At 39.6% G+C, this 22,205-nt stretch carries 21 protein-coding genes and 1 pseudogene; 17 read left to right on the top strand and 5 right to left on the bottom strand.

What is annotated here, in order from left to right; all coding sequences use genetic code 11:
• Window positions 1-215 precede the first annotated feature (215 nt).
• The 7 genes and pseudogenes from LEUCM_RS10030 (at window position 216) to LEUCM_RS01235 (ending at window position 7,903) form a co-directional block, all read left to right on the top strand.
• Window positions 216-1,369: pseudogene (locus LEUCM_RS10030) on the top strand (CHAP domain-containing protein).
• Window positions 1,370-1,556: 187 nt separating this feature from the next.
• Window positions 1,557-3,371 (top strand): glycerophosphodiester phosphodiesterase, encoded by a 1,815-nt coding sequence (locus LEUCM_RS01260; RefSeq protein ID WP_025016222.1) that lies wholly within the window; start codon window positions 1,557-1,559, stop codon window positions 3,369-3,371.
• A gap of 163 nt (window positions 3,372-3,534) precedes the next feature.
• A complete protein-coding gene (locus LEUCM_RS01255) occupies window positions 3,535-4,206 on the top strand; it encodes a YoaK family protein (protein WP_011373954.1) in 672 nt (223 codons plus the stop codon).
• A gap of 89 nt (window positions 4,207-4,295) precedes the next feature.
• Window positions 4,296-4,871 (top strand): PepSY domain-containing protein, encoded by a 576-nt coding sequence (locus tag LEUCM_RS01250; RefSeq protein ID WP_011373955.1) that lies wholly within the window; start codon window positions 4,296-4,298, stop codon window positions 4,869-4,871.
• Window positions 4,872-5,025: 154 nt separating this feature from the next.
• Window positions 5,026-6,600, top strand: coding sequence for an Nramp family divalent metal transporter (locus LEUCM_RS01245; protein WP_025016221.1), 1,575 nt, complete (start codon window positions 5,026-5,028; stop codon window positions 6,598-6,600).
• 17 nt (window positions 6,601-6,617) lie between these two features.
• Window positions 6,618-7,052 (top strand): universal stress protein, encoded by a 435-nt coding sequence (locus tag LEUCM_RS01240; RefSeq protein WP_025016220.1) that lies wholly within the window; start codon window positions 6,618-6,620, stop codon window positions 7,050-7,052.
• 110 nt (window positions 7,053-7,162) lie between these two features.
• Complete coding sequence (locus tag LEUCM_RS01235) at window positions 7,163-7,903, top strand: class I SAM-dependent methyltransferase (protein WP_025016219.1); 741 nt, start codon at window positions 7,163-7,165, stop codon at window positions 7,901-7,903.
• A gap of 14 nt (window positions 7,904-7,917) precedes the next feature.
• Here the strand turns inward: LEUCM_RS01235 and LEUCM_RS01230 are convergent, their stop codons facing one another.
• On the bottom strand, window positions 7,918-8,982 hold the full coding sequence (locus tag LEUCM_RS01230; protein WP_025016218.1) for a baeRF6 domain-containing protein: 1,065 nt from the start codon (window positions 8,980-8,982) through the stop codon (window positions 7,918-7,920).
• 152 nt (window positions 8,983-9,134) lie between these two features.
• On the opposite strand from LEUCM_RS01230, the gene LEUCM_RS01225 reads away from it, so the two are divergent.
• The 3 genes from LEUCM_RS01225 to uriH all read left to right on the top strand — a co-directional run bounded on the left by LEUCM_RS01225 (window position 9,135) and on the right by uriH (window position 11,702).
• Window positions 9,135-9,923, top strand: a complete 789-nt coding sequence (locus tag LEUCM_RS01225) for a hypothetical protein (RefSeq protein ID WP_011373960.1) — start codon at window positions 9,135-9,137, stop codon at window positions 9,921-9,923.
• An 86-nt stretch (window positions 9,924-10,009) separates the two neighbouring features.
• On the top strand, window positions 10,010-10,573 hold the full coding sequence (efp, locus tag LEUCM_RS01220; protein ID WP_025016217.1) for an elongation factor P: 564 nt from the start codon (window positions 10,010-10,012) through the stop codon (window positions 10,571-10,573).
• A 193-nt stretch (window positions 10,574-10,766) separates the two neighbouring features.
• Window positions 10,767-11,702, top strand: coding sequence for a uridine-preferring nucleoside hydrolase UriH (gene uriH / locus LEUCM_RS01215; protein ID WP_025016216.1), 936 nt, complete (start codon window positions 10,767-10,769; stop codon window positions 11,700-11,702).
• Here the strand turns inward: uriH and LEUCM_RS01210 are convergent.
• Window positions 11,699-12,790, bottom strand: coding sequence for a PfkB family carbohydrate kinase (locus LEUCM_RS01210; RefSeq protein WP_011373963.1), 1,092 nt, complete (start codon window positions 12,788-12,790; stop codon window positions 11,699-11,701). The two genes, uriH and LEUCM_RS01210, sit on opposite strands and share 4 nt — an antisense overlap.
• A 168-nt stretch (window positions 12,791-12,958) precedes the next feature.
• Here LEUCM_RS01210 and LEUCM_RS01205 point away from each other — a divergent pair, with 168 nt between their 5' ends.
• From LEUCM_RS01205 to LEUCM_RS01180, 6 genes are all read left to right on the top strand, one after another.
• Entirely contained in the window at window positions 12,959-13,897 is a 939-nt protein-coding gene (locus LEUCM_RS01205; RefSeq protein ID WP_025016215.1) for a PfkB family carbohydrate kinase, read from the top strand.
• Window positions 13,898-13,915: 18 nt separating this feature from the next.
• A complete protein-coding gene (locus LEUCM_RS01200; protein WP_025016214.1) occupies window positions 13,916-14,611 on the top strand; it encodes a phosphoribosylanthranilate isomerase in 696 nt (231 codons plus the stop codon).
• A gap of 48 nt (window positions 14,612-14,659) precedes the next feature.
• Window positions 14,660-15,259: a YczE/YyaS/YitT family protein gene (locus tag LEUCM_RS01195; protein WP_051524294.1), complete on the top strand. Its 600-nt coding sequence runs from the start codon at window positions 14,660-14,662 to the stop codon at window positions 15,257-15,259.
• Window positions 15,260-15,268: 9 nt separating this feature from the next.
• On the top strand, window positions 15,269-16,420 hold the full coding sequence (locus tag LEUCM_RS01190; protein ID WP_025016212.1) for an iron-containing alcohol dehydrogenase: 1,152 nt from the start codon (window positions 15,269-15,271) through the stop codon (window positions 16,418-16,420).
• 22 nt (window positions 16,421-16,442) lie between these two features.
• Entirely contained in the window at window positions 16,443-17,633 is a 1,191-nt protein-coding gene (locus LEUCM_RS01185; RefSeq protein ID WP_025016211.1) for a NupC/NupG family nucleoside CNT transporter, read from the top strand.
• A gap of 116 nt (window positions 17,634-17,749) precedes the next feature.
• The gene (locus LEUCM_RS01180; RefSeq protein WP_025016210.1) at window positions 17,750-18,736 is read left to right on the top strand and encodes an aldo/keto reductase; all 987 of its coding nucleotides are present in this window, start codon (window positions 17,750-17,752) and stop codon (window positions 18,734-18,736) included.
• A gap of 122 nt (window positions 18,737-18,858) precedes the next feature.
• On the opposite strand, the gene LEUCM_RS01175 is transcribed toward LEUCM_RS01180, so the two are convergent.
• The 3 genes from LEUCM_RS01175 to LEUCM_RS01165 all read right to left on the bottom strand — a co-directional run bounded on the left by LEUCM_RS01175 (window position 18,859) and on the right by LEUCM_RS01165 (window position 21,667).
• On the bottom strand, window positions 18,859-19,326 hold the full coding sequence (locus LEUCM_RS01175; RefSeq protein WP_016264568.1) for a DUF2798 domain-containing protein: 468 nt from the start codon (window positions 19,324-19,326) through the stop codon (window positions 18,859-18,861).
• Entirely contained in the window at window positions 19,284-20,897 is a 1,614-nt protein-coding gene (locus LEUCM_RS01170; protein ID WP_235803819.1) for a BCCT family transporter, read from the bottom strand. Before LEUCM_RS01170 ends, LEUCM_RS01175 begins: the two co-directional genes overlap by 43 nt.
• A 236-nt stretch (window positions 20,898-21,133) precedes the next feature.
• Window positions 21,134-21,667 carry a PadR family transcriptional regulator gene (locus tag LEUCM_RS01165; protein ID WP_025016209.1) on the bottom strand — a complete coding sequence of 178 codons (534 nt, stop codon included), beginning with the start codon at window positions 21,665-21,667 and terminating at the stop codon, window positions 21,134-21,136.
• 204 nt (window positions 21,668-21,871) lie between these two features.
• On the opposite strand from LEUCM_RS01165, the gene rpsN reads away from it, so the two are divergent.
• On the top strand, window positions 21,872-22,141 hold the full coding sequence (rpsN, locus tag LEUCM_RS01160; protein ID WP_025016208.1) for a 30S ribosomal protein S14: 270 nt from the start codon (window positions 21,872-21,874) through the stop codon (window positions 22,139-22,141).
• Window positions 22,142-22,205: the final 64 nt, after the last annotated feature.

The following is a 22,205-nucleotide window of genomic DNA, read 5'->3' as shown; positions in this document are numbered from 1 at the left end:
TGGTCAATGCTAGAATAATGGAGCTGACAGCTATTTTTTAATTTAAAATAGACGAGATTTTTTTAAATAAAAGGATTATAGTGTTGATAGATAACATTGTGGGCAATTGATTCTTGTTAAATTAAGTTAATGGTTAAGTCATTGAATTGTAACAAAAATCTCTATATAATATGGGTATAATTAGATAACGGGCTTAAATAATAGGAGAAAATAAAATGACATTCAAAAAATCGATTATTAGTGCAGTGACAGTAAGTTTGGTAGGGGTAACAATTGCATCAACGCAACCGGCCTTTGCGAGCTCTTCAGCCGCAGCTAAAGAAGCCATTCAAAAAAATCAAGATGACGCGAAAGCGCTGTTAAAACAGATTGCTGCCGCTAACGAAGAGGGCATTAAGCTAGATCAACAAATTAAAGATAATTCTGCCAAAATTGCAACCCAAGAAGCTGTAATTAAAGAAGCAACTGATGAAATTGATAATCTTTCGACTAAGATTGACGCAGCTAAGGAAGAAGTGGCTAAGCGGACAACTGTGTTGGAAGGCCAATTAATCTCACTTCAAAAGACAAGTGGCGACGCTGTTAGTGGCAACGTCTATGTGGATTTTATTCTAAATTCAGACAACCTAACGGATTTGGTGGCCCGGACATTTACCGTTAATAAGTTAAACGAAGCAAGTAAAGAAGCGTTGGCAGATGTTAATGAATCTAAAGCGAAGTTAACCGATTTGAAGGATAACCAAGAAAAAGCTAAAGCTAAACTTGAAGCTGACAAAGCTGATTTAGAAAAGCAAAAAACAAACTTGTTAGACTTAAAGGACAAGGCAACTAAGAATCAAAATGACTTAACGAAAAAATTAACGATAATAAAAAAGCATTAACTGCTTTGAAAGCGGATTATGACAAAGCAAACAAGGCAGAAACTGAAAAAGAACTCAAGGAATTAGCTGCCTCAGCTGCTGAAGGTGAAAAGGGAACGGATAGTTCGGTTGGCGAAGGTAAAAAAGCAACGAGTTCAGCGGGTAATGCTTACGCTTGGGGACAATGTACTTGGTATGTTAAAGCTGTTGCGCCATGGGCTGGTAATAGTTGGGGCAATGGGAACCAATGGGGCGCTTCGGCTGCAGCCGCTGGTTTTACAGTTGATCATAATCCAGCTGCCGGCACAATTATTAGCTTTGCTGCTGGCCAAAAAGTTGGTTCATGGGCAGCAGATCCTTCATATGGGCATGTTGCCTACGTCCAATCATATGATGCGGATAAGAACACTGTTACAATCTCACAAGGTGGCTTAGGCTTTGGTAGTCCTGCTGGTCCTAATACACAAACCGTTTCTAACGCGAGATCATTAACTTATATTCATAAATAATTTAATATTAAAAAAAGATGGTCCCTCTATTATCGGCGGATCATCTTTTATTTTGCAACGCAATGTTTCACGTGAGACATTGCTAATAAGCGCTAGATTGAAGAATGGTACTTTGAATCTGGTATACTGGTTCTAATAATAATTAAGGTGACAAACTAAAATGAGTGGTTTTTGGGGAGGTTAAGGCTTGCGACGATTGTTTAGGTTCTTAAAAGCGAATTTTCAGGCATTCGGACGGCATTGGAGCGTCTATGTATTATTGGTTGTGAGTATCAATCTTGTTTTGACGAGTTTAATTGTGCCGGGACTGACGTGGGGGGTAAACCGTTTATTAGTGGTTAATGGGATTGGATATCTGACCTACACGAACTTCGTTTCAGTATTGACTAAACACCCGCTCGTTTTAATTAGCTTGGTTTTGCTGGTGCTGTTGATTTGCGGGTTAGTCTATATTCAAATGGCTTTTTTATTCCGGCAAATCAAACGAATTCAGGAACAGACGCCAGCATCACAGTGGCAGCTTTTAAAACAATCCGGGCATGACTTATTGACTCTGAAGCCCTTAACAATGCTGATTATGATTGGTTATTTTCTGCTGATTCTACCGTTTGGGCAGATTATTTTTAAATCTGTTTTACTAAATAAAGTTACCATCCCAGCATTTATCATTCAGGATATGTGGACCACACCTAAGATTTGGGGTCCCATCATTTTGGTTTACACGTTAGCATTGATTCTGTCGATTCGCTTAATCACTTTTTTACCGGAGACAATCTTCAATAAAAAATTATCGACAACTCGACTCTTGCAAAAATGTTGGCAAACGACGAGAGGTCGGTTTTGGCGTCTATTAATTAAGGTTGGGGTTCTAGCAATTGCAATTACGCTAGTCGGAGTTTTAAGTCAACTACTATTCTTTAATCTACAACGATATTACGATCAAAATTTACCGCATTATGCACTCTTGTTAGCAATTTTAAATCTTTTTATCCTAGAAATTATCAGTCAGATATTGTTAGCGATGAGTATTGTGATGATTTTACAACTGATCTTAAAACAGGCAGGTTATCTGGTGCCGAGTGAAACACGCGTTAAAGTGATTTTAAAACAGCGGTCACTGAGAATACGAATGCGTCAAGGCGCAGCGATGTTATTGTTGATTTTAGTTGCCGCTGGTGTCGCCTTATACGATTATGCTTATTTAGAAGGTGCGATGGACAACAGACCAGCTTTGATTTCCCACCGGGGTGTTGATGACGGCAATGGCGTTCAAAATACGATTCCGGCCCTCCAAAAAACAGCGCGTGAAAAACCAGACTATGTGGAAATGGATATTCAAGAGACGAAGGATCATCAATTCGTCGTGATGCACGATAACAATCTCGAAGAATTAACCGGCGTTAATCGGACCGTTCATGAGTTAACACTAGCCGAATTGACGGCATTAACGGTTCGCGAGAATGGTTATTCAGCAAAAATACCAAGTTTCGACCAGTATCTGACTGCTGCGGAAAAGGCGCACCAACGATTATTGGTTGAAATCAAAGTTTCGCCTCAAGATAGCCCACAGATGATGACTAACTTTATCAAACGTTACCAGCAACGGCTATTGAAAAATGGCGATCGTATCCATTCGTTGAGCTATCCAGTCGTAGCGGCATTGAAGAAACAAGCACCGCGCTTATTTGTTAGTTTTATCTTGCCGTATAACATCAGTTTTCCAGAAACGCCGGCCAATGCCTATACGATGGAAGCCACAACCTTGAACACGGCCTTTATTGATCAAGCACATGCCAAGAAACAAGCGGTTTATGCATGGACGGTGAACGATTCTGATGTGATGCAACGCTTGTTATTAACCGAGGTCGACGGTATTATCACGGATAACTTGAGTGATTTAAAAGCCGTGGTCGCTGAAAATAATGATCATCCCAGTTATGCGACAAGACTCCTAATTTATTCCAGTCAGTTAGCTGGTTTCAGTGGCGAATCTGAAAATTAAAGCAGGATAAAAGGGCGGTCTAAATGTGTTTAGACCGCCCTTTTTTGAGAGATTTCTCATTGAGAGCGTTTTTGTTTTGGAAATTTGAATGAAGTAGTAGACGACCTTCATATTTTCCGATAAAGTTAATACTTATAGTTAATTTGAGGAGTCGAATGAATTCATGACAGAGAAGATGGCAATAAGCGACAAAATACTATACGGTGGGTTATTAGCTGCCGCAGGGGGCTTTGATTCCTATACTTTTTTAGTACACGGACAAGTCTTTGCCGGCTTACAAACGGGGAACTTAATTTTGTTGGGGACGCATATTGGTCAAATGAAATGGGCGGTATTAATGCAACACATTACCCCTATCCTAGCTTTTATGTTGGGAACGATTTTAACGCGGGTTGTGCAGCATCATTTCAAGGAAGCTGATTCCATTAATAAGCGGCAACGATTGATCTTAGGCGTTGAAATTGCCGTTTTAACGGTGATTGCCGGAATCTCACCATATATTCCAGACTTGTTGGCGAGCGCATCAGTGTCGATGATTGCCGCCGCACAGTTACAAGAATTCCGGGAATTAAATGGGGGACCATTCACTTCATTGATGATGACTGGGAACGTCCGAACACTTGCAGAAAGTCTCTACGATGGTATTTTTAAAAAGAATACCCAAGCTCTTGATAAAGCTTGGGAAATTATAAGAATCATTATTAGCTTTACATTAGGTGCAGTAATGACCGGTCTTTGTGTCTCACTATTGGGTGAACGGACAATTATTTTATCAGCCGTCTTTTTACTTGTAACCTTATTAATTTTGCAGGTGAATCCCCATAAAAAAATCTAATCAAATGGTTTGTCACGGAGGTGGCAAACCATTTTTTTGATTAGAAAAATGTTATAATTAAGCATACTAAAGTAAAGCGAGGTTTGATCATGAAAAAATCCCCCCTACTTATCGGTTTATTAACCATTGCGTTGCTAGCGGGTTGCTCAAATCAACAAGCTAAGCAAACAGCATCAACTAAAAAAGCGACCACGGTTAAGCAACAAACACCAACTAAGCTCCAACCGAAAGTGAGTCTTGAAAAGGCACGTGAGTTGTTTAAACAGCAGTATCCAAACGCGGATATTTCAGAATTGCAGCTAAAAAAGCAACTGAACAAAACGGTTTATCACTTGACGGGTTTGAGTGATACTGAAGAACTAGAAATGCAGATTGATAGTCAAACAGGTGATATCAGCCATTTAACGAAAGAAACCTTAGATACTGATGAACAACATGGTGTGGCTCGTCAAAAAGAGCGGTTTGATTTCAAATCGTTAATGACGCTTGAAGCTGCCCAGAAAAAAGCCCAACACTATTTTGATGGCGACGTCTTAGAGGCGACCCTTGAAAAAGATGATGGCGTTGTTTATTGGGAAATTGAAGGCCATCAAAAGCACCAAAAGATGCAGGTAAAGATCGATGCCACGACTGGTGAAGTGGTCGATACTGAGTTAGATGATTAAAGATTAATAACGGGCAGTCTCCTTTAGCGGGGGCTGCTTTTTTAATGTGGTTAAGCATAATAAAAAGTTAGGCTTTGCTAACTTTTTATTTACTTTAAATTAAATCGGTGTACAATAAACGTGTTACAAGGAATAAATAAAGGGAGTGTGTGTGATGAATAAAGTTAAGGGACCCAAAAAGCATAAGTTGATTGAATATGCTAACGGGCCATCTCTGGAAGAAATTAATGGGACAGTTGAAGTACCTGAGGGCAAAACATTTTGGAAAACATTGTTGGCCTATTCAGGACCAGGTGCATTAGTGGCAGTGGGGTATATGGATCCAGGTAATTGGTCAACTTCAATTACAGGTGGTCAGAGTTTCCAATACCTGTTAATGTCTGTGATTTTGGTGTCTAGTTTAATCGCGATGTTGTTACAATATATGGCGGCTAAGTTAGGCATTGTAACTCAAATGGACTTGGCACAAGCAATCAGAGCGCGAACCAGTAAATCGTTGGGGATCGTGTTATGGATTTTAACGGAACTAGCTATTATGGCAACCGATATTGCGGAAGTTATTGGGGCGGCAATTGCGCTGTACTTGTTGTTTAATATTCCGTTAGTGATCGCGGTCTTTATTACGATTTTAGATGTCATGCTATTATTATTATTAACAAAAGTTGGTTTTAGAAAAATTGAAGCAATTGTTGTGGCGTTAATCGTCGTCATTTTCGTGGTCTTTGCTTATGAAGTGGCCTTATCAAATCCTGATTGGGCAGGGGTAATTGTTGGGTTAGTGCCAACTGCTAAAACATTCGCAACGACGCCCAATGTCGGTGGGATGTCGCCACTAACAGGGGCGTTAGGTATTATCGGTGCTACAGTGATGCCACATAACCTCTACCTCCATTCTGCTATTTCACAAACGCGGAAGATTGATCGCAACAATGAAGAACAAGTTGCGCAAACCGTTCGTTTTTCAACATGGGATTCAAATATTCAATTGACGATGGCCTTTTTCGTTAACGCACTCTTGTTAATCATGGGTGTTGCCGTCTTCAAAACGGGTGCGGTCAAAGATCCGTCATTCTTCGGATTATTTGAAGCTTTATCTGATACATCAACAATGAGCAACGGGATTCTAGCGAGCGTTGCGCGGACCGGGATTCTATCAACTTTATTCGCAGTGGCCTTGTTAGCTTCTGGTCAAAATTCAACCATTACAGGGACTTTAACTGGTCAAGTGATTATGGAAGGTTTCGTTCATTTACGGATGCCACTTTGGTTACGGCGGTTAGTAACGCGCTTGTTATCAGTGATTCCCGTATTAATTTGTGTCATGATGACCAGCAACAAGCCACCATTGGAAGAACATCAAGCTTTGAATACGTTAATGAATAATTCCCAAGTTTTCCTAGCTTTTGCCTTACCATTTTCAATGTTACCACTATTGATGTTTACCGATAGTCGGGTTGAAATGGGTGATCGGTTCAAAAACTCACTCGTGATTCGCGTGTTGGGTTGGTTATCCGTCATTGGTTTAACTTACTTAAATATGTTGGGCTTACCGGGTCAAATCGAAGCGTTCTTCGGCGATCAGGCAACAGCGGCCCAATTAGCATTAGCGGATAAAATCGCCTATGTTTTAATTGCAGCTGTTTTAGCCCTATTGGTCTGGATGATTGTTGAATTATATAAAGGTAATCAACGATTTGAACAGCAACTCGCGGCTCAAGCTGCGGAATAACTTGAGGAGGGGTTAAGATGTCAATTTTAAATATGAGACGGGTATTAGTCGGCGTGGATGATTCAGCAGATGCGCTATTAGCCTTTGAATATGCGATTAAACGGGCCGTTAAGGATGATTTAGAATTAGTCATTGTATCGGTGCTAGAAAATGATGAGTTGAATGTCTACCAGGCTTTGAATAAAGATTATATCCACGGTCAATATAATGATTTGGAAAAACATGTTTTAGATTATCAGGAACAAGCGCGGGCTGAAGGGGTCAAAAACGTCAGAGCAGTAATCGCTGAAGGGGAACCAGGCGAAGCGATTATTAAAGAGGTGATTCCAAAGGTCCAACCCGATTTATTGATTATCGGCTCAAAAGCCAAAGAAGGCATCGCAAAATATTTTGGGAGCCAAGCAGCCTATATGGCTAAATACGCACCGGTACCGGTATTGGTAGTGCGTTAACAGAACACGAAAAAAAGGCGTTGAGACAAAGTAACATGGTCTCAACGCCTTTTTAGGGCCTAATTATGGTAAGCTAAATGCAATTATATAGAAGGAAGTGGAATAAGCGCATGGATGAAGTGGCTGAATTTTGGGATAATTTTGCGGCGGAATACTATCAAATTCAAAAGGAATCGCAAGTGCCGATTGTGACCGATACTGAAAGATTTTTAACAGAACAGCGCTTGTTGCCAACCAATTCGGTTGTCGATTTAGGCGGTGGTAGCGGCAGGTATCTACCAATACTCGCGCAAAATAGTCAACAATACACAATTGTGGATATCTCAGAACAGATGTTGCGTTATGCACAGGTGGAAAACCAAGCGCTATCGGAGCCGCGATCAGTGACTTATCAACAACAATCGGTGGCCGATTTTTGCCAACAAACCCCAGATCAAAGTTATGATTTAGTGTGGATGGCACTCAACCCGGCGGTAACGGCGGACGAAACACTACTCAACATTACGCAAAAAAGTCGGCAGTGGTGTGGTCTTTTACGGCTAACGCAGAATAGCGATGATTTATTTGCGCCACTGGAACAACACTTTGGGATTGCTGAAGAAAACCCCAATATCGAGCCAACGATTATCCCGGCGGTGGCTAAACTGTTAACAAGTGCTGGCTATCAAGTTCGGCAACAAAAGTTTCAATATCAAACAACCGAGACTTTCGACCGGGCATTTTTAGAAGCTTATTATGCGGAAGTACCGCAAGTATTGCTAAAGGCTTATTTGGACCGATTATTCATCGACAAAAAAACACGTGCCAGTACGACAACGCTTGAATATACGTTGTTGTATTGGCACGTGTAAAGGGAGGACATTGATTAGAAGCCAAGTGCAATTAAGCCAGTTGGCAGGTTTTCAACCGGTACGGGATAAAGCGCAAGACCGGTTTTAACCGCGGCCACCAGCAAGCTGTTGAGGACTGGTATCTGATCAGCGCTAATGGTTGGAGATGGCGTTAGTGCGGTGGGCACAATTAGTGCGGTCAATTGCCGGTTGTTGATCCGCGATAAAATAATATCGGGATTCCCCAATTCAGGATCGCTGTGGTAAGTGTTAGTTGCTCGCTCTGCTAAAGCAAGAGCTTCTTGACGTAAGCTGTGACGGCCATCTTTTAGTAAGGTGGTTAGTAATTCATCATCCGTCAACGATTCTGGAGAGGTCTGAATGGTTTGGTCTAATTGGTAATTCACGTTTGTTGCGAGTTCTTTGAAGAGATTGAGATTACCAGGTAAGGTCACCACATAAATAGGGGCCTTTTGTGGGAGTAGTTCGGTGAGATAGCGATCAATTACGCGGAAATAGTTGGTTTGATCGATGAGTTGTTCATTATCCTTGACCACGTAACTGTGGGTTGGACTTGAGAAGCCTTGGACCACTTCACCTTTACGGTCAGTCCCAATGCCTTTTTCAATCGTTGTTGGCGCATCAGCTGGTAATGGGTAGTCGCGAATCACGTTTTGTTGAATGGTTTTAAGACTGAAGCTCGTTTTGTTGAGGTTTAAAATCGTGCCATTTAAACTGAGGGCCAGTTCGGAACTTAATGGCCGTAAATCTGGATGCGCATCAATCGTAAAGTATTCGCTATTAATTGGATAATGCAAAATGAGATGGTAGCATTTATTCTCAGTAATATAGAAGGCAATTGATTGCACATGAGCGAGTTCTTGGGGGGCAATCGATAAGCAGGCTTCAACTTGTTTTAAAAGGCCTGCTTGATCGGGATGATCGGCAAGTAGTTGGTCACGAATCTGTTTAGCATAACTATTCAGTTTTATTTTGTTGGCGCTAAGTGCTTGACCACCTGTATCTAAGTTAATGAATAATGAAACAACAGGCTGACTTGAATCTGTGAGTAACTGCGTTAAACTATCTGGATATAACATAGAAACACCTCCATTTGATTAGTTCAAGCGTATCATATTGAAAAGAAGCAGAGAAGGAAAGTGCTTTCTTTAATTTATGGCGTTGACTTTTAGCGCCTTTGAGTGGGGGATTATGCTAAAATATAGGTAGCTTAATAAGGGAGGATACACGCATGAAGAAACAAACGGCAACAGTTACACCAACCGCAATCAGTAAAAGCATTAGAACGCGTTTTTTTGTTTTACAAATGGTGGTCATTCTCGTTCTCGGAAGTGTCACCGCTAAAATCGTAAGTGGTTTTAACCCGTTAATGACGGATTCGGAAATTCTTAATAAGACAATCTTGATGGCCTTAGGCTCAACGGTGGTCGCATTGATTATCTGGTATGTTTCATATAAATTAATTGCTTTCCAGATTAAACGCCAAGTTATGGATAAGGAACTTGAAGATCGCTATACTTTTAATTTATCTCATGCTGCTAGCAGTTTAAGCTTACACATTGTTTATTTTATCAGTATTGTCGTGATTGTCTGGTTAATGATGAGTGCGCAAAGTGTTCGGGCTGATTTAGACGGGCTGAACCTATTTAAGACGGATCAACCAACCGTTAAACTCGTTGACCAACATAGTATGAAACAGATTAATCGCTTCTATAAGAAGACAGATAATCAGTCAGTTCAATATTTAGGGAGTCAGCAAGACCGTGCTTATTTCAAAGTAGATCAAGCAACCATCAGTTTGCCACTTTCTAAAGTTCAATTTAATGGTCAAGATCAAGGAAAAGTTAAAAATCCATTGAAGATTGAAACTTATCAATTAAAACAACCGGCTAACAAAAAATATTTAAAACCAACTATTTATCTGAGTCAAAAAGGCTTGCCAACGGTGCCAGTGACGAAGATGTATCAGCACTACACGCCAAAATCAAGTGAAACTGTTCAAAAATTAGATATTGAGTAAATTAAACTACCAGATTAGCTAGATTAAACGGCTTTCATTTGGTAAAGTTATAAGTGAGTACTTTTTTAACAAAGGAGATTAATAATATGATTGAAGCAGTAAATCTTAGAGCAGGTATGACGTTTGAACAAGACGGCAAATTAATTAAAGTTTTGGAAGCAAATCACCACAAACCAGGTAAGGGTAATACTGTTATGCGTGTGAAATTGCGTGACTTACGGACTGGTTCAATTGTTGAAACAACAATGCGCCCAGAAGTTAAAGTTGAACAAGCAATGATTGACACTAAAGATGTTCAATATTTATATACACAAGATAACGTGGCTTTCTTCATGGATCTTGAAACATATGAACAATATGAAATTCAAACTTCAGCCATTGAAGCAGAATTGAAATACCTATTAGAAAACATGAACTGCAAGATTCAATTCTTCGGTTCAGAAGTCATCGGTGTTACGTTACCAACAACTGTTAACTTACGCGTTGTTGAAACACAACCTTCTATTAAAGGGGCAACAGTTACAGGTTCTGGTAAACCAGCAACAATGGAAACAGGCTTAGTGGTTAGTGTGCCTGATTTCATCAGTGCTGATGAAATCTTAGAAATTAACACCCAAGAAGGCACATACGTTAAACGTGCAGCAAAATAATAAAGTTTTTTAATTAATGTTTAATGCAAAACAGTTCACCAATTTTGGTGAGCTGTTTTTTAGATGCTTGTTATTAATTGCTTGTGATTTAGCTGATTTTTTATTAGGAAATCCAATAGTGATTTGACAAGTAAGCGCTTCACCGTTATAGTGATAATGTACACGATAGTTATTTAAAGTGGAGGTATTAATAATGACGAAGAAAATAATTCTCGATTGTGATCCTGGGCATGATGACGCAGTCGCAATGATGATTGCTCACGGGAATCCTGAAATCGATTTGCTAGCCGTTACGACAGTTGCTGCTAATCAAACGTTAACTAAGGTAACACGCAATGCATTAGCTGTTGCGACAATGATTGGTATGCACGATGTGCCAATTGCCGCTGGGTGTTCACACCCTTTGATTGAAGAAATTAAGGTTGCAGCAGATATCCACGGTGAATCTGGCCTAGACGGCGTTGTTTTGCCAAAACCCACTGTCGAACTTGAAAAAATTCATGCAGTCGATTTAATCATCGATTTAATTATGAGTCATCCAGCTAAAACAATTACGTTGGTGCCAACTGGTGCTTTAACGAATATTGCGATGGCAGCACGCAAAGAACCTAAGATTATCGACCGGGTTAAAGAAGTAGTCCTCATGGGTGGCGGTTACCACGAAGCCAACGCGAGTGCTGTTGCTGAATTTAACATTAAGTTTGATCCTGAAGCCGCTAAGATTGTCTTCAATGCGGGCTGGCAAGTGACGATGGTGGGTCTAGACTTAACGCATCAAGCCTTAGCGACACCTGATATTGTGTCAGAAATTAAAGCCATTCACACTGAAACATCGGCATTTGTTGTTGACCTATTGGCTTTCTTCCGCGATATGTATAAGAAGGGCCAAAACTTCGATGCCCCTCCCGTTCATGATCCATGTGCGGTAGCCTATGTGATTGATCCAACCGTTATGACTACTAAAAAAGTCCCAGTTGATATTGAACTCAACGGGACGTTAACACGTGGGATGACCGTCGCTGATTTCAGCTATCCAATCCCCGAAGATTGTCAAACATCAGTCGCTGTTAAACTAGACCACGCTAAATTCTGGGGGCTAGTTGAAGATGCGTTGCGGACGATTGGCTAACTTTCTAAGTAACGGGTTACGGTCTTAAGAAGATAATCTTTTGACAATAATGGGTTAACACTTTTGGCGCTTTCCATACAAATTAGGGCAGCGGTGTAAGCAATCTGTGTTGTTTTTTCCCAACCTAGGTTGTTTAAGCGGCTATCAACTACTGCGGCTGTTAACGCGGCACTGGCGCCATTATTGTTAACACGCTTGATTGGAATACCAGCGATTAATTTAGTGTTTCGATTATCAATATAAAATAATCCAGTATGAGGCATTAGAACATAAATATGTTCTATGCCTTTTTTTAGTAGCTTTTTGGCACTTTTTTCAGCAGTTTTAGCATCAGTCACAGATGAGTTAGTCAGCATTGCAAGTTCTTTATCAGTTGTCATTAATGTATCTATTTTAGAAAGTACGTTTTGTAATTTATAACTTTTATTGAGTGAAACAGTTTTAACAAAAATAGGTACTTTGCAATTGTCAAATAGCCAGTCGATTGTCTTTTCAGGTAGGTTAGTATCAATAATACAGTAAGCTGAAGTATTGATTGTGGCTAGTCGCTCGCTAAGGAAATCGGGTGTGATATCATCATAAATTCCCATGTCATCGACACCTACATTCAGAGTGCCATCTGGATCATTGACGTAAAGATAAGAAGATGTACTTTTATCAGGTATTTTTTTTGAATGCTGGATAGCGAGATGATTTTTTTGAGCATCTTCTTCAAATTTTTGCCCATTCAGGTCATCACCATAAACCGTAATAAAATAATTTGGCACTGCAAGTTTTGTTAAATTATGGGCAATATTATAACCAGCTCCACCTAAAGAAAAAGTGATATGCCCCGGATTAGAATTTTGCTGAATAAGTGTTGTATCGGTTAATCCTAGGATATCAATATTAACGCCACCAATAACGGTTACAAAATTTGGCTCGTTAATAATATAACCTTTGCCGGCAATGTAACCTTTTTTGGTGAGGTTAAAAATATGGGCAGCAACGCCAGATCTTGTTAAACCGAATTTATCGGCCAGTTCTTGTTGTGAAATTAATGGATTTTCTTTAATTATTTTTAAAATTTCTTCTTCGCGTTTTGTCATGCTAATCCAGTCCCCATCTAATTAGTAAGTAGCTTAAGTATAGGTTATTAACTACTGTAGGTCAATTTTGATAAACAAAAGTTTATTTTATAAAAAAGTGTTTACAAAACGTTGCAAGCGCTTTATAATGAATTTGCATACAGGAGATAAAGAGACGGAGGTGTCAAAATGGAAGATAAATATGTTGTAGTCGTTGGCGGTTTGAATATGGATATTGCGGGTATGCCAGGTAAAGATTTTATTGAACGTGATTCTAATCCTGGTGAAGTTAACCTGTCCGTTGGTGGTGTTGGACAAAATATTGCACATAATCTAGCTAATTTAGGGGTGCCAACATATCTGATGACGGTTTACGGGGATGATCAATATGGCGCAATATTACATCAAGAATGTGAAACAAATAAAATCAATTTAGATTACGCAGCCGAAATTAAAGGCGCTAATAGTTCAACCTATCTTTATGTAACTGATGGCTCAGGAGACATGTTAGCGGCAATTAATGATATGAGTATCGTTAATAATATTACTCCTGATTTTTTAAAGGAACGATTAGCGGTAATTAATCAGGCTACTTTATGTATTGTAGATGCTAATATTCCACAAGAATCAATTGAATGGTTGGCAGATCATTTGAAAGTGCCGATGTATGTTGATCCGGTTTCAGTTGCTAAAGCACGTCGTTTTGAAAACGCTTTAAATAAAATTGATACGTTTAAACCCAATGAGATGGAAGCCGAACTGCTAACTGGAATTAAAATATCCGATGAAAGCTCAGCTAAAATGGCAGCAGAATATTTAGTTAACCAAGGAATCCGTCATGTCTTTATCTCGCTCGGTGCACATGGCATTCTATGCGCAGATGAAAGGCAAACAGTATTAGTGCCGATTATTAAAGTGCCAATTATTAGTTGTAATGGTGCGGGAGATTGTAGCATGGCAACTATTGCTTGGGCGTATTATCACTTTGGTAAAAAGGCTTCTTTAAAAGAGATTGGTCAATATGCGCAAGCTGCTTCAAGTATTACGGTGGGAAGTGCTTCAGCCGTTTCATCACATTTAACTGCACAAAATGTTATTGATCGTTGTCGACAAGCAGTAAAAATATAATTTTTGGAGGATTTACTAATGGTTAAAAAACAAATTTATTCACTTATCACTTATGATGAAAGCGTAAAAACGATGGAGGCAGGTGCCGATCATATTGGGCTTGTACCAATGCAAGATGGTGGTGTACCAGCACATCGAGTGCCACTAGAAACTGTTGATAAAATTTTTGCTGAAGCCAAAAGACGTGGCGTTATAACAGTAGCAATCATGTTGAACAAAGATCCTAAAGAAATGTTAGATATTGCGAAACGGGTTCGTCCGGACATCCTGCACATTGCTGGGATGGAATATACTGCAGATCAAGCGTTTAGAGATCAATTGAGAGCGGTTTGCCCGGAAACAGAATTAATGCAAGCCGTCTTGGTAGATGGACCGGAAGCGGTGGAACGTGCTAAAGAATATGCAAAATTCTCAGATTACTTATTAACAGATTCTGGTTTAGCTGCAGATACAGGAATTGGTGCGAGTGGCTTAACACATGACTGGTCAATTGATGCGGCAATTGTTGCTAATGTAGATATTCCGGTTATTATTGCTGGCGGCTTAGGACCAGATAATGTTGAAGAGTGTATTAAGGAAATTAAACCTTATGGCGTTGATTCATTAACAAAGACAAGTATTAAATATGATGGTGGTCGTATGGAAAAAGATATCGATAAGGTTCGTGAATTCTGTGAAAGAGCAGACAAAGCAGCCGCAGAAGTTGGTTTATAAAAATTGAAAATAATACGGACGAGTTTAAAGACAGTATCGCTAAAGAAAATGATAACAGCGATTGTTGGGGTATTCCTAGTCTGTATTGGAGTAGCGATTAATAACAACACACAGCTAGGTAATGATCCGGTAGGAATTATCTATGATGGCATTCGACAAGCTGCTCAGCTTTCACATGCGCAGTTAGGTGTAGTTTCCAATTATATAAATATTGGGTTGATTATTATTTTGTTTTTCTTTGGACGGAAATATATTAATGTTGGAACGCTTATCTATCTTGTACCCTATGGCTTGTTTATCAGTATAGGTAGTTATCTGTACACTATCATTTTTGTGGGTAATACATTATGGATACGAGGAGTAGCCGGCCTAGTTGGTTGTTCTTTATATTATCTAGGAATTAGTCTATTTGTTGCTAGTAACATCGGTGTCGATCCTTTTAACGGATTAATGTTAACACTCCGGGACAAAACAGGCTGGAGTATTCGCCGTTCGAAAATAACAATGGATGTTGTTTTGATTATTGCTGGCGTTTTGTTGGGTGGTCGGTTTGGTGCAATCACAATTCTGACGGCATTAACAACAGGACCAGCAATTCAATATTTAAGCCAATTATTTAGCCAATTGTTATACGGTGAGAGAATTTAGGAGGATAAAATGGATTATAAATTAGTTCAAAAGACCAAAGTATTAGTAACCGATGATTTACCTAAAACGATTTTGAGTATTTTGAAAGAAACACAATATAAAAAGCCATTAATTGTTATGGATAGTTTTTTAAAAGAAGTTGTAATTGTAAAAAGATTGCAAGTTAAATTGACGGAGAACAATATTCAATTCTCTATCTATAATAAAGTCGTTTCTGATCCGCCAACAACTGTGGTGGATGAAGGTGCTGAATTTTTTAAGGCGCAAGATTGTGATAGTTTAATTGCAATTGGCGGTGGCAGTGCCATTGATGTTGCTAGAGGAATTAATATCGTTCGTATAAATGGTGGCAAAATTAGCGAATACGTCACAGCAAGTAACGAAATAAAAGATTGCCCCGGATTGATAGCAGTACCAACAACTTCTGGTACGGGGAGTGAATTATCGAATGCATTAATCGTTACGGATACAGAAAATCAGACCAAATTAGCGGTGTTAGCGAATAACGCAGTTAGTGAATTTGCAGTTTTGAACCCTGAATTAGTAATGACATTACCTAAAGGGATGACAATTGCAACGGGCTTAGATGCGTTTTCACACGCGGCAGAAGGTTATACATCAACCTTAGCGAGTCCTGTCACAGATGCGATTTGCGAAAAAATTATGTATTTACTAGTCGAATACTTACCTAAGGTAATTGAAGATGGACAGGATCGAGAAGCACGTGAACGTGTGATGGTCGCTGCTACACTAGGTGGTTGGATGCTAAATAATGCAGGGACACATGCTGGTCATTCCGTTGCACATGTGATTGGATCTAAGTACCATATGCCCCATGGAATGGCTTGTGCTTATGCGTTACCTGGGGTACTTCAATTTATTGCACCAGTTAGAAGTAAAAAAGTAAAAGAAATTGGTTTGATTTTGGGCGCTGAATACCCCGCAGATCCAACAGATACCGAAATTGGTAGAATTACGGCTATTCAATATCGTGAATTTAGAGATAAAGTTCTTGGGATGAAGCCATTCACTGATTTTAATATCTCAGAAGATGAATTGCTAACTAATATAGAAAGTGTCGTTAATGAACGTTTTGCGGGAAATACACCTAAGCAAATTGATCAAGAGGGCGCAATGATGTTATTGAAAAACTTTGGCTAGATAACTGAAAGTGGAGGTTATTATGAGTATATTAATGGGGATAGTCGGATTAGTCTTTATATTTGCGATTGGTTGGTTAGTCAGCTCCAACCGAAAGAAAATTAGATATAAACAAATTGGTATTTTATTAGTTACCCAATTTGTGATTTCCTTCCTGTGTTTACATACATCAGGTGGGGTTAAAGTGTTGGCAGGTATTTCTAATTTCTTTAGTTGGTTAATGGGGCAAGCTGCAGGTGGCGTCGATTTTGTTTTTGGTGGCGTTGTAATTAAGAGTGGCGCTTCAGTCTTCTTCCTCAACGTATTGATGCCAATTGTATTTATTTCGGCGTTAGTCGGCATTTTGAACTATATTAAGGTCTTACCATTTATTATTAAATGGTTAGGAAAAGGCATTAATAAATTATCAGGAATGGGTGAATTAGAAAGTTATTTTGCAGTTTCAACAGCTGTTTTGGGGCAACCTGAAGTTTTTCTAACAATTAAGGAACGAATTCCTAATTTATCACCACAACGTTTATATACAATCTGCGCATCCGCAATGTCAGCGGTAAGTGCGGCAATGTTGGCTTCTTATATGAAAATGGTTCCCGGTAAATTTGTTGTTGTCGCTGTTTTCTTAAATATTTTTTCAGCCCTTATTATTTCATGTATTGTTAATCCGTATGAACCAGAAGTAGAGGATCAAAAAACGATGGAAGCTCATCTCTCCACTGAAAAGGAACCATTCTTCCAAGTTTTAGGTAATTATATTGTTGATGGTTTTCAACTTGCCTTAACCGTAGCAGCAATGTTAATTGGATTTGTATCATTAGTAACGTTTTTAAACAATACATTTGGCTTTTTCTTTAATGTCACTTTCACGGATATTATTGGTTGGGTATTTGCACCTATCGCATTTATTATTGGTGTGCCAGCTGACGATATTGTTAAGGTTGGAAGCTTAATGGCCACGAAGTTAATTACGAATGAGTTTGTTGCAATGGGGAATTTATCACAGATTGCACATTCATTGAGTCCAAAAGCAACAGCCATTATCTCGACTTATCTGGTTAGTTTTGCAAATTTTGGAACGATTGGGATTATTTCAGGATCAATTAAAGCGATTGATCAGAAACAAGGTGCGGTTGTTGCGAAATTTACTATGAAACTATTGTTAGGGGCTACAATGGCTTCAATGTTGACAGGTACGATTGTTGGTATGTATTTTTAAAAATATAGGAGCATCTCTTAATTTTAATAAGAGATGTTTTTTTATTTTGATAAAAAATGGTATACTATCGTATGTAACCGATTGCATAAAAATACAGATAAAGAGGGCGTTTAAGCATGTATAACGCAAAAGAAACGCGGTATGACGATATGATCTACCGGCGTGTCGGCCATTCAGGGCTGAAATTACCTGCAATTTCATTAGGGTTATGGCATAACTTTGGTGAAACAGATAAAGTGGCTACTCAAAAAGAAATTATTTTTGGGGCCTTTGATATGGGCATTACACATTTTGATTTAGCGAATAATTATGGTCCACCAGCCGGTAGCGCGGAAGAAAACTTTGGTCGGATTTTGCACTCAGACTTGAAGCAATATCGGGATGAAATGATTATTTCGTCTAAGGCGGGTTATTATATGTGGCCCGGTCCTTACGGTGAATGGGGTTCAAAGAAGAATTTAATCGCTAGTTGTGACCAATCATTGCAACGGATTCAATTAGATTATGTCGATATTTTCTATAGTCATCGACCAGATCCTGAGACGCCGATTGAAGAAACGGCGCGGGCGTTGGATTTATTAGTCCATCAAGGGAAAGCTCTATATATCGGAATTTCCAATTATTCCGCTGAACAAACAAAAGCGATTACTAAGATTTTTAGAGAACTTGGCACACCATTTATTATTCACCAACCACGTTATAATATGTTGGATCGGTGGATTGAAGATGGCTTAACCGATGTGTTGGCTGAAGAAGGTTTAGGCGCAATTACGTTTAGCCCATTAGCTCAAGGCATGTTGACGAACCGTTATTTAAATGGGATTCCAGCGGATTCACGTGCTGCCCGTCCAGATAGTCCATTCTTATCACCTGAAAAGGTCGACCAAACAATCAGCACGGTTCAAGAACTGAATAAAATTGCGCAACAACGTGGTCAATCATTGGCTGAAATGGCGCTTGCTTGGAACTTGCAACAACCAACCGTTGCGAGTGTCTTGGTGGGTGCTTCTAGATTGAGTCAACTTCAAGATAGTGTACACGCGTTAGATAACTTAACGTTTGCACCTGAAGAATTAGCGGCCATTCAAAAGGTATTAAAATAGTAAAAAGGCGTTAGGACAAATGTAATTTTGCCCTAACGCCTTTTTACTATTCAAATGTGCTTATTGAAACTGACTTCTGCGCTTAGTGTCCTCGTCAAACCGTTTCAAACACACTTTCTTTTTTATTCAGCTGTTTCTGCAGTTGCTGCATTTGCTTGGATTTTGCCAAGAATCGCACGTGAGAACGGTCCCACTACGATTAATTGAAGTGGTAAGGCAACGATAATGTTCATTGCCCAAGCGTGTCTGTAAGCACCGCCGAGATCGTTTGGAATCCCACCTTCGATTAATACACCGAAGAGTGACATACATGTGACCATACCAAGAATCATCAAACATGAAATTGTTAAAATCATGACTAATTTATTGTCCTTATTAAGTGGTAAGCTGAATGCGATCTTTTTAGCGAGTACGCCGATCACGAAAACATCGAGGATGAAAGCTACGATGAACCCAGGAATCAAGCCGGTGATTAAAGCGACAAATGAAAAACTCCCGTGTAAAAATAAGTTATAGATACTCATTCCAAGTACCATTGAGAAACACATTAATGTTGTAAAAATAATACCTTCTTTTTTATTGGTAGGCATATCAATTTCCTTCTTTCTGAAAAGTTAACAGATATAACCGTATCACATAAAAAATTTTGGCGTAAGTTTTTTTTCAGAAAATGAGAAGTTTCTTCATTTTCAATTTCGATCGGAATTTCACCGTTATGGACGGCATGGAAAATCGAAACGAGTAACAATGCACAGACAAAAATCAGTGGGAAGCCCGCAATCACACAAACCGCTTGAACGGTTTGGAAACTGCCGACAAGCACGATTCCGAGTGAAAATAAAATGAAAATGACAACCCAAGCCATCCGATTCCAACGGTTAGGTTGTTCGCCAATCTTCAATTCAAGACTAGTAAATGACGAAACGATGAAGGCTGATGATGAAATGGTTGTGGCTAGGAAAATGAAACAAGATAGACAGAAAATCGCGAGCATGACAATCTTCCAAGGAAGTGTCGTAATGACGGCCGCGATAACGGCGGCTTGGCCTTGTGTGTTCAATAAAGTAACAAGGTCAACTTGACCGGAACTTTGTAAGAAGAGGGCGTAACCGCCGAGGATGGCGTAAAAACTCATACAACTAAGCGCACCATAAGTGGCCATCCCAAGTAGCACTTGGCGAATAGTCCGGCCACGAGAGATGCGGGCGATGAACAAGCCCATCACAGGCATGTAAGATAACCACCAACCCCAATAAAAGAGCATTTCGTGTTGGGCGAAATGGCTATCAGAACCAGTTGCGTTTAAACTGAGTTGCCCAAATTTACCAAATAGATGGAAAAGATTGTGACCTTCAGCACCAATCAGATGACGGGTGGGGCCGATTAATAAAACGAGTAATAAAAAGCCAATCGCGGTGTAAATATGCCAAGCGCTCAGTTTCTTGATCCCTTTATTTAACCCAGCGTAGACGGTTAAAGTGAAGAGAATGAATAAAACAACGAACAAGGCTAGTTTTAACCAGATAGTATCTGAAAAACCAGTCATCGTGCTAAGGACTTTAGAAATGACGGGGATTTCCATCCCAATTGAAGAGCCGATTCCGCCCATAATCCCGAAGACGACAATGAAGTCGATGAGTTGGCGGAGAACCTTTTTGTAAGTTTGAGGGCCTTCTAATAAATCGATGGCGGCACTCAAGCGTTGAACGCGTAAATTCTTAACATAGAGTGCATAGCCAATCGCAATTGTGGCGGTGGCAAAAATCATCCAGGCCATTGGTCCCCAGTTAAACTGACCGCAGACGTTAGCGTAGCGGTAAGCCGCTGCTGAAAAGGGCTTAGCGCCAAATGGTGGATTTTGTAAGTATTGGAGTGGATCCGTGGTGCTGAGCATTAAGATGCTGGCATCAATCCCAGTGGCAAAAACCATGCTACCCCATTGAAAATCGTTATATTCAGGTTTTTCGTTAGGTTGGCCCAAACGAATCCGGCCATAGTGACTACAGCCCAACCAAACTAAAAAGATGAAGTTAATAATATAAATACCTATGTAGAGCCATTGGGAATGGGACGTCATCGTGTCCAATAATTGCGAAATAGAGTGCTGGAGTGTGTCACCTCCTAACATTAGAAATGCGGAGACAATCCCGAACAATAACATCGTGGGGATAAAGACGACTTTATCAACATTCTTACGCTTTAAAATAATGTTCCTCCTGTGTTTGTTAAAGTCTAAGTTGTTTAGTCAAAATAAAAAGCGCCCATACAATTGGTCAACTGACCACCTGTACAAGCGCGTTATTATAACGTATACAAATGAAAAAACAGCCTAACTTGATTTACTTCTTCTTATAGCATAGCACTTATCTGAGATTTGTTAAGGGTGGATTAAAAAGATTAGCAATCAGCGGTGGCAAGCCATTTTAGGTAACCCTGTTCACGATTAATCGCATGTTCTAAAATCAGATAGTGGCCATAATTGGCAGTAATCGTTGCTTGGTTAGGGAAGACAAGCGCTTTGCGGGCCAATAAATGGGTGAGCTTATCGGTGTGCAAGGTTGTTTGTTCCGCAAACATAGCAGGTAAATGTTGATCATTTTTTGATTCGATAAAATAGAGTTTGAGGATGAATTCATCCTTGCTAGCGAGAATTTCACTGGTGGGTGAGTAGCGCCACTCGTTGAAATAACTAACGCCACTAGGGGTAATTGTGTATTGTTTCTTCATGAGTTTAGTGCCAGAAATGAGTTCGATATGGGTAATCAGGTCTTCGGTTTCAAGGCGTTTTAGTTCGGGATAGATTTGACTGTGTTTGGCCTGCCAAAATTCACCAATTTCATTTTCAAAAACGCGTTTGAGGTCGTATCCAGTTTTGGGCGCCTGATTTAATAGACCGAGGAGCAAGTACTGGAGAATATTTTTCTGTGCCATATAGAAGTTCCTTTCTGAGCGAAATCTTAGTTAAAGTATAGCATAGGGGAGCGAAATCGTTGCAATTAGAATATAGTTACTTTTTGTAAGTCTTTTTAATTGAATTTCGAGTCAGTTTGGTATAGGATAGCTGAATTGGGTGTCTAATCAGGCTATTTTCTGAGGGAGATAGCAATAATACTAATAATAGAAGGAGGCCATTTAATGGCTAAGAAATCAAAGATTGCAAAATTAGCAAAACAACGCGCATTGGTCGCAAAATATGCGGATCTACGCGCGACTTTAAAAGCGGAAGGCGACTACGCTGCTTTAGCAGAACTACCAAAGGATTCAAGTCCAGTGCGTCTACGTAACCGGGACTTAATTGATGGCCGACCAAGAAGTTTTATGCGTAAATTCGGCATGAGCCGGATCAATTTCCGGGAATTAGCTCACAAAGGCCAAATCCCAGGCGTCAAAAAAGCAAGCTGGTAAAAAAGTAAGTGCGTTAATTCACGGTTAGCTTTTGAGTATTTGCATAATCAGACGGATAAGCGCC

Origin of the sequence: Latilactobacillus sakei subsp. sakei DSM 20017 = JCM 1157, assembly GCF_002370355.1 — a bacterium.
In the GTDB taxonomy this organism is placed as follows: Bacteria; Bacillota; Bacilli; order Lactobacillales; family Lactobacillaceae; genus Latilactobacillus; species Latilactobacillus sakei.
The sequence above is the reverse complement of the archived record's forward strand: the minus strand, read 5'-3'. Positions and strand labels throughout refer to the sequence as shown.

Coding starts and splice junctions, on each gene's coding strand:
- LEUCM_RS01205 (WP_025016215.1), top strand. CDS start 12,959: ATGGAAGATAAATATGTTGTAGTCGTTGGCGGTTTGAATATGGATATT.
- LEUCM_RS01240 (WP_025016220.1), top strand. CDS start 6,618: ATGTCAATTTTAAATATGAGACGGGTATTAGTCGGCGTGGATGATTCA.
- LEUCM_RS01235 (WP_025016219.1), top strand. CDS start 7,163: ATGGATGAAGTGGCTGAATTTTGGGATAATTTTGCGGCGGAATACTAT.
- LEUCM_RS01165 (WP_025016209.1), bottom strand. CDS start 21,667: ATGGCACAGAAAAATATTCTCCAGTACTTGCTCCTCGGTCTATTAAAT.
- efp (WP_025016217.1), top strand. CDS start 10,010: ATGATTGAAGCAGTAAATCTTAGAGCAGGTATGACGTTTGAACAAGAC.
- LEUCM_RS01170 (WP_235803819.1), bottom strand. CDS start 20,897: ATGTTATTGTTCGGGATTGTCTCCGCATTTCTAATGTTAGGAGGTGAC.
- LEUCM_RS01255 (WP_011373954.1), top strand. CDS start 3,535: ATGACAGAGAAGATGGCAATAAGCGACAAAATACTATACGGTGGGTTA.
- LEUCM_RS01230 (WP_025016218.1), bottom strand. CDS start 8,982: ATGTTATATCCAGATAGTTTAACGCAGTTACTCACAGATTCAAGTCAG.
- uriH (WP_025016216.1), top strand. CDS start 10,767: ATGACGAAGAAAATAATTCTCGATTGTGATCCTGGGCATGATGACGCA.
- LEUCM_RS01175 (WP_016264568.1), bottom strand. CDS start 19,326: ATGCCTACCAATAAAAAAGAAGGTATTATTTTTACAACATTAATGTGT.
- LEUCM_RS01225 (WP_011373960.1), top strand. CDS start 9,135: ATGAAGAAACAAACGGCAACAGTTACACCAACCGCAATCAGTAAAAGC.
- LEUCM_RS01250 (WP_011373955.1), top strand. CDS start 4,296: ATGAAAAAATCCCCCCTACTTATCGGTTTATTAACCATTGCGTTGCTA.
- LEUCM_RS01195 (WP_051524294.1), top strand. CDS start 14,660: ATGATAACAGCGATTGTTGGGGTATTCCTAGTCTGTATTGGAGTAGCG.
- LEUCM_RS01190 (WP_025016212.1), top strand. CDS start 15,269: ATGGATTATAAATTAGTTCAAAAGACCAAAGTATTAGTAACCGATGAT.
- rpsN (WP_025016208.1), top strand. CDS start 21,872: ATGGCTAAGAAATCAAAGATTGCAAAATTAGCAAAACAACGCGCATTG.
- LEUCM_RS01200 (WP_025016214.1), top strand. CDS start 13,916: ATGGTTAAAAAACAAATTTATTCACTTATCACTTATGATGAAAGCGTA.
- LEUCM_RS01180 (WP_025016210.1), top strand. CDS start 17,750: ATGTATAACGCAAAAGAAACGCGGTATGACGATATGATCTACCGGCGT.
- LEUCM_RS01210 (WP_011373963.1), bottom strand. CDS start 12,790: ATGACAAAACGCGAAGAAGAAATTTTAAAAATAATTAAAGAAAATCCA.
- LEUCM_RS01245 (WP_025016221.1), top strand. CDS start 5,026: ATGAATAAAGTTAAGGGACCCAAAAAGCATAAGTTGATTGAATATGCT.
- LEUCM_RS01185 (WP_025016211.1), top strand. CDS start 16,443: ATGAGTATATTAATGGGGATAGTCGGATTAGTCTTTATATTTGCGATT.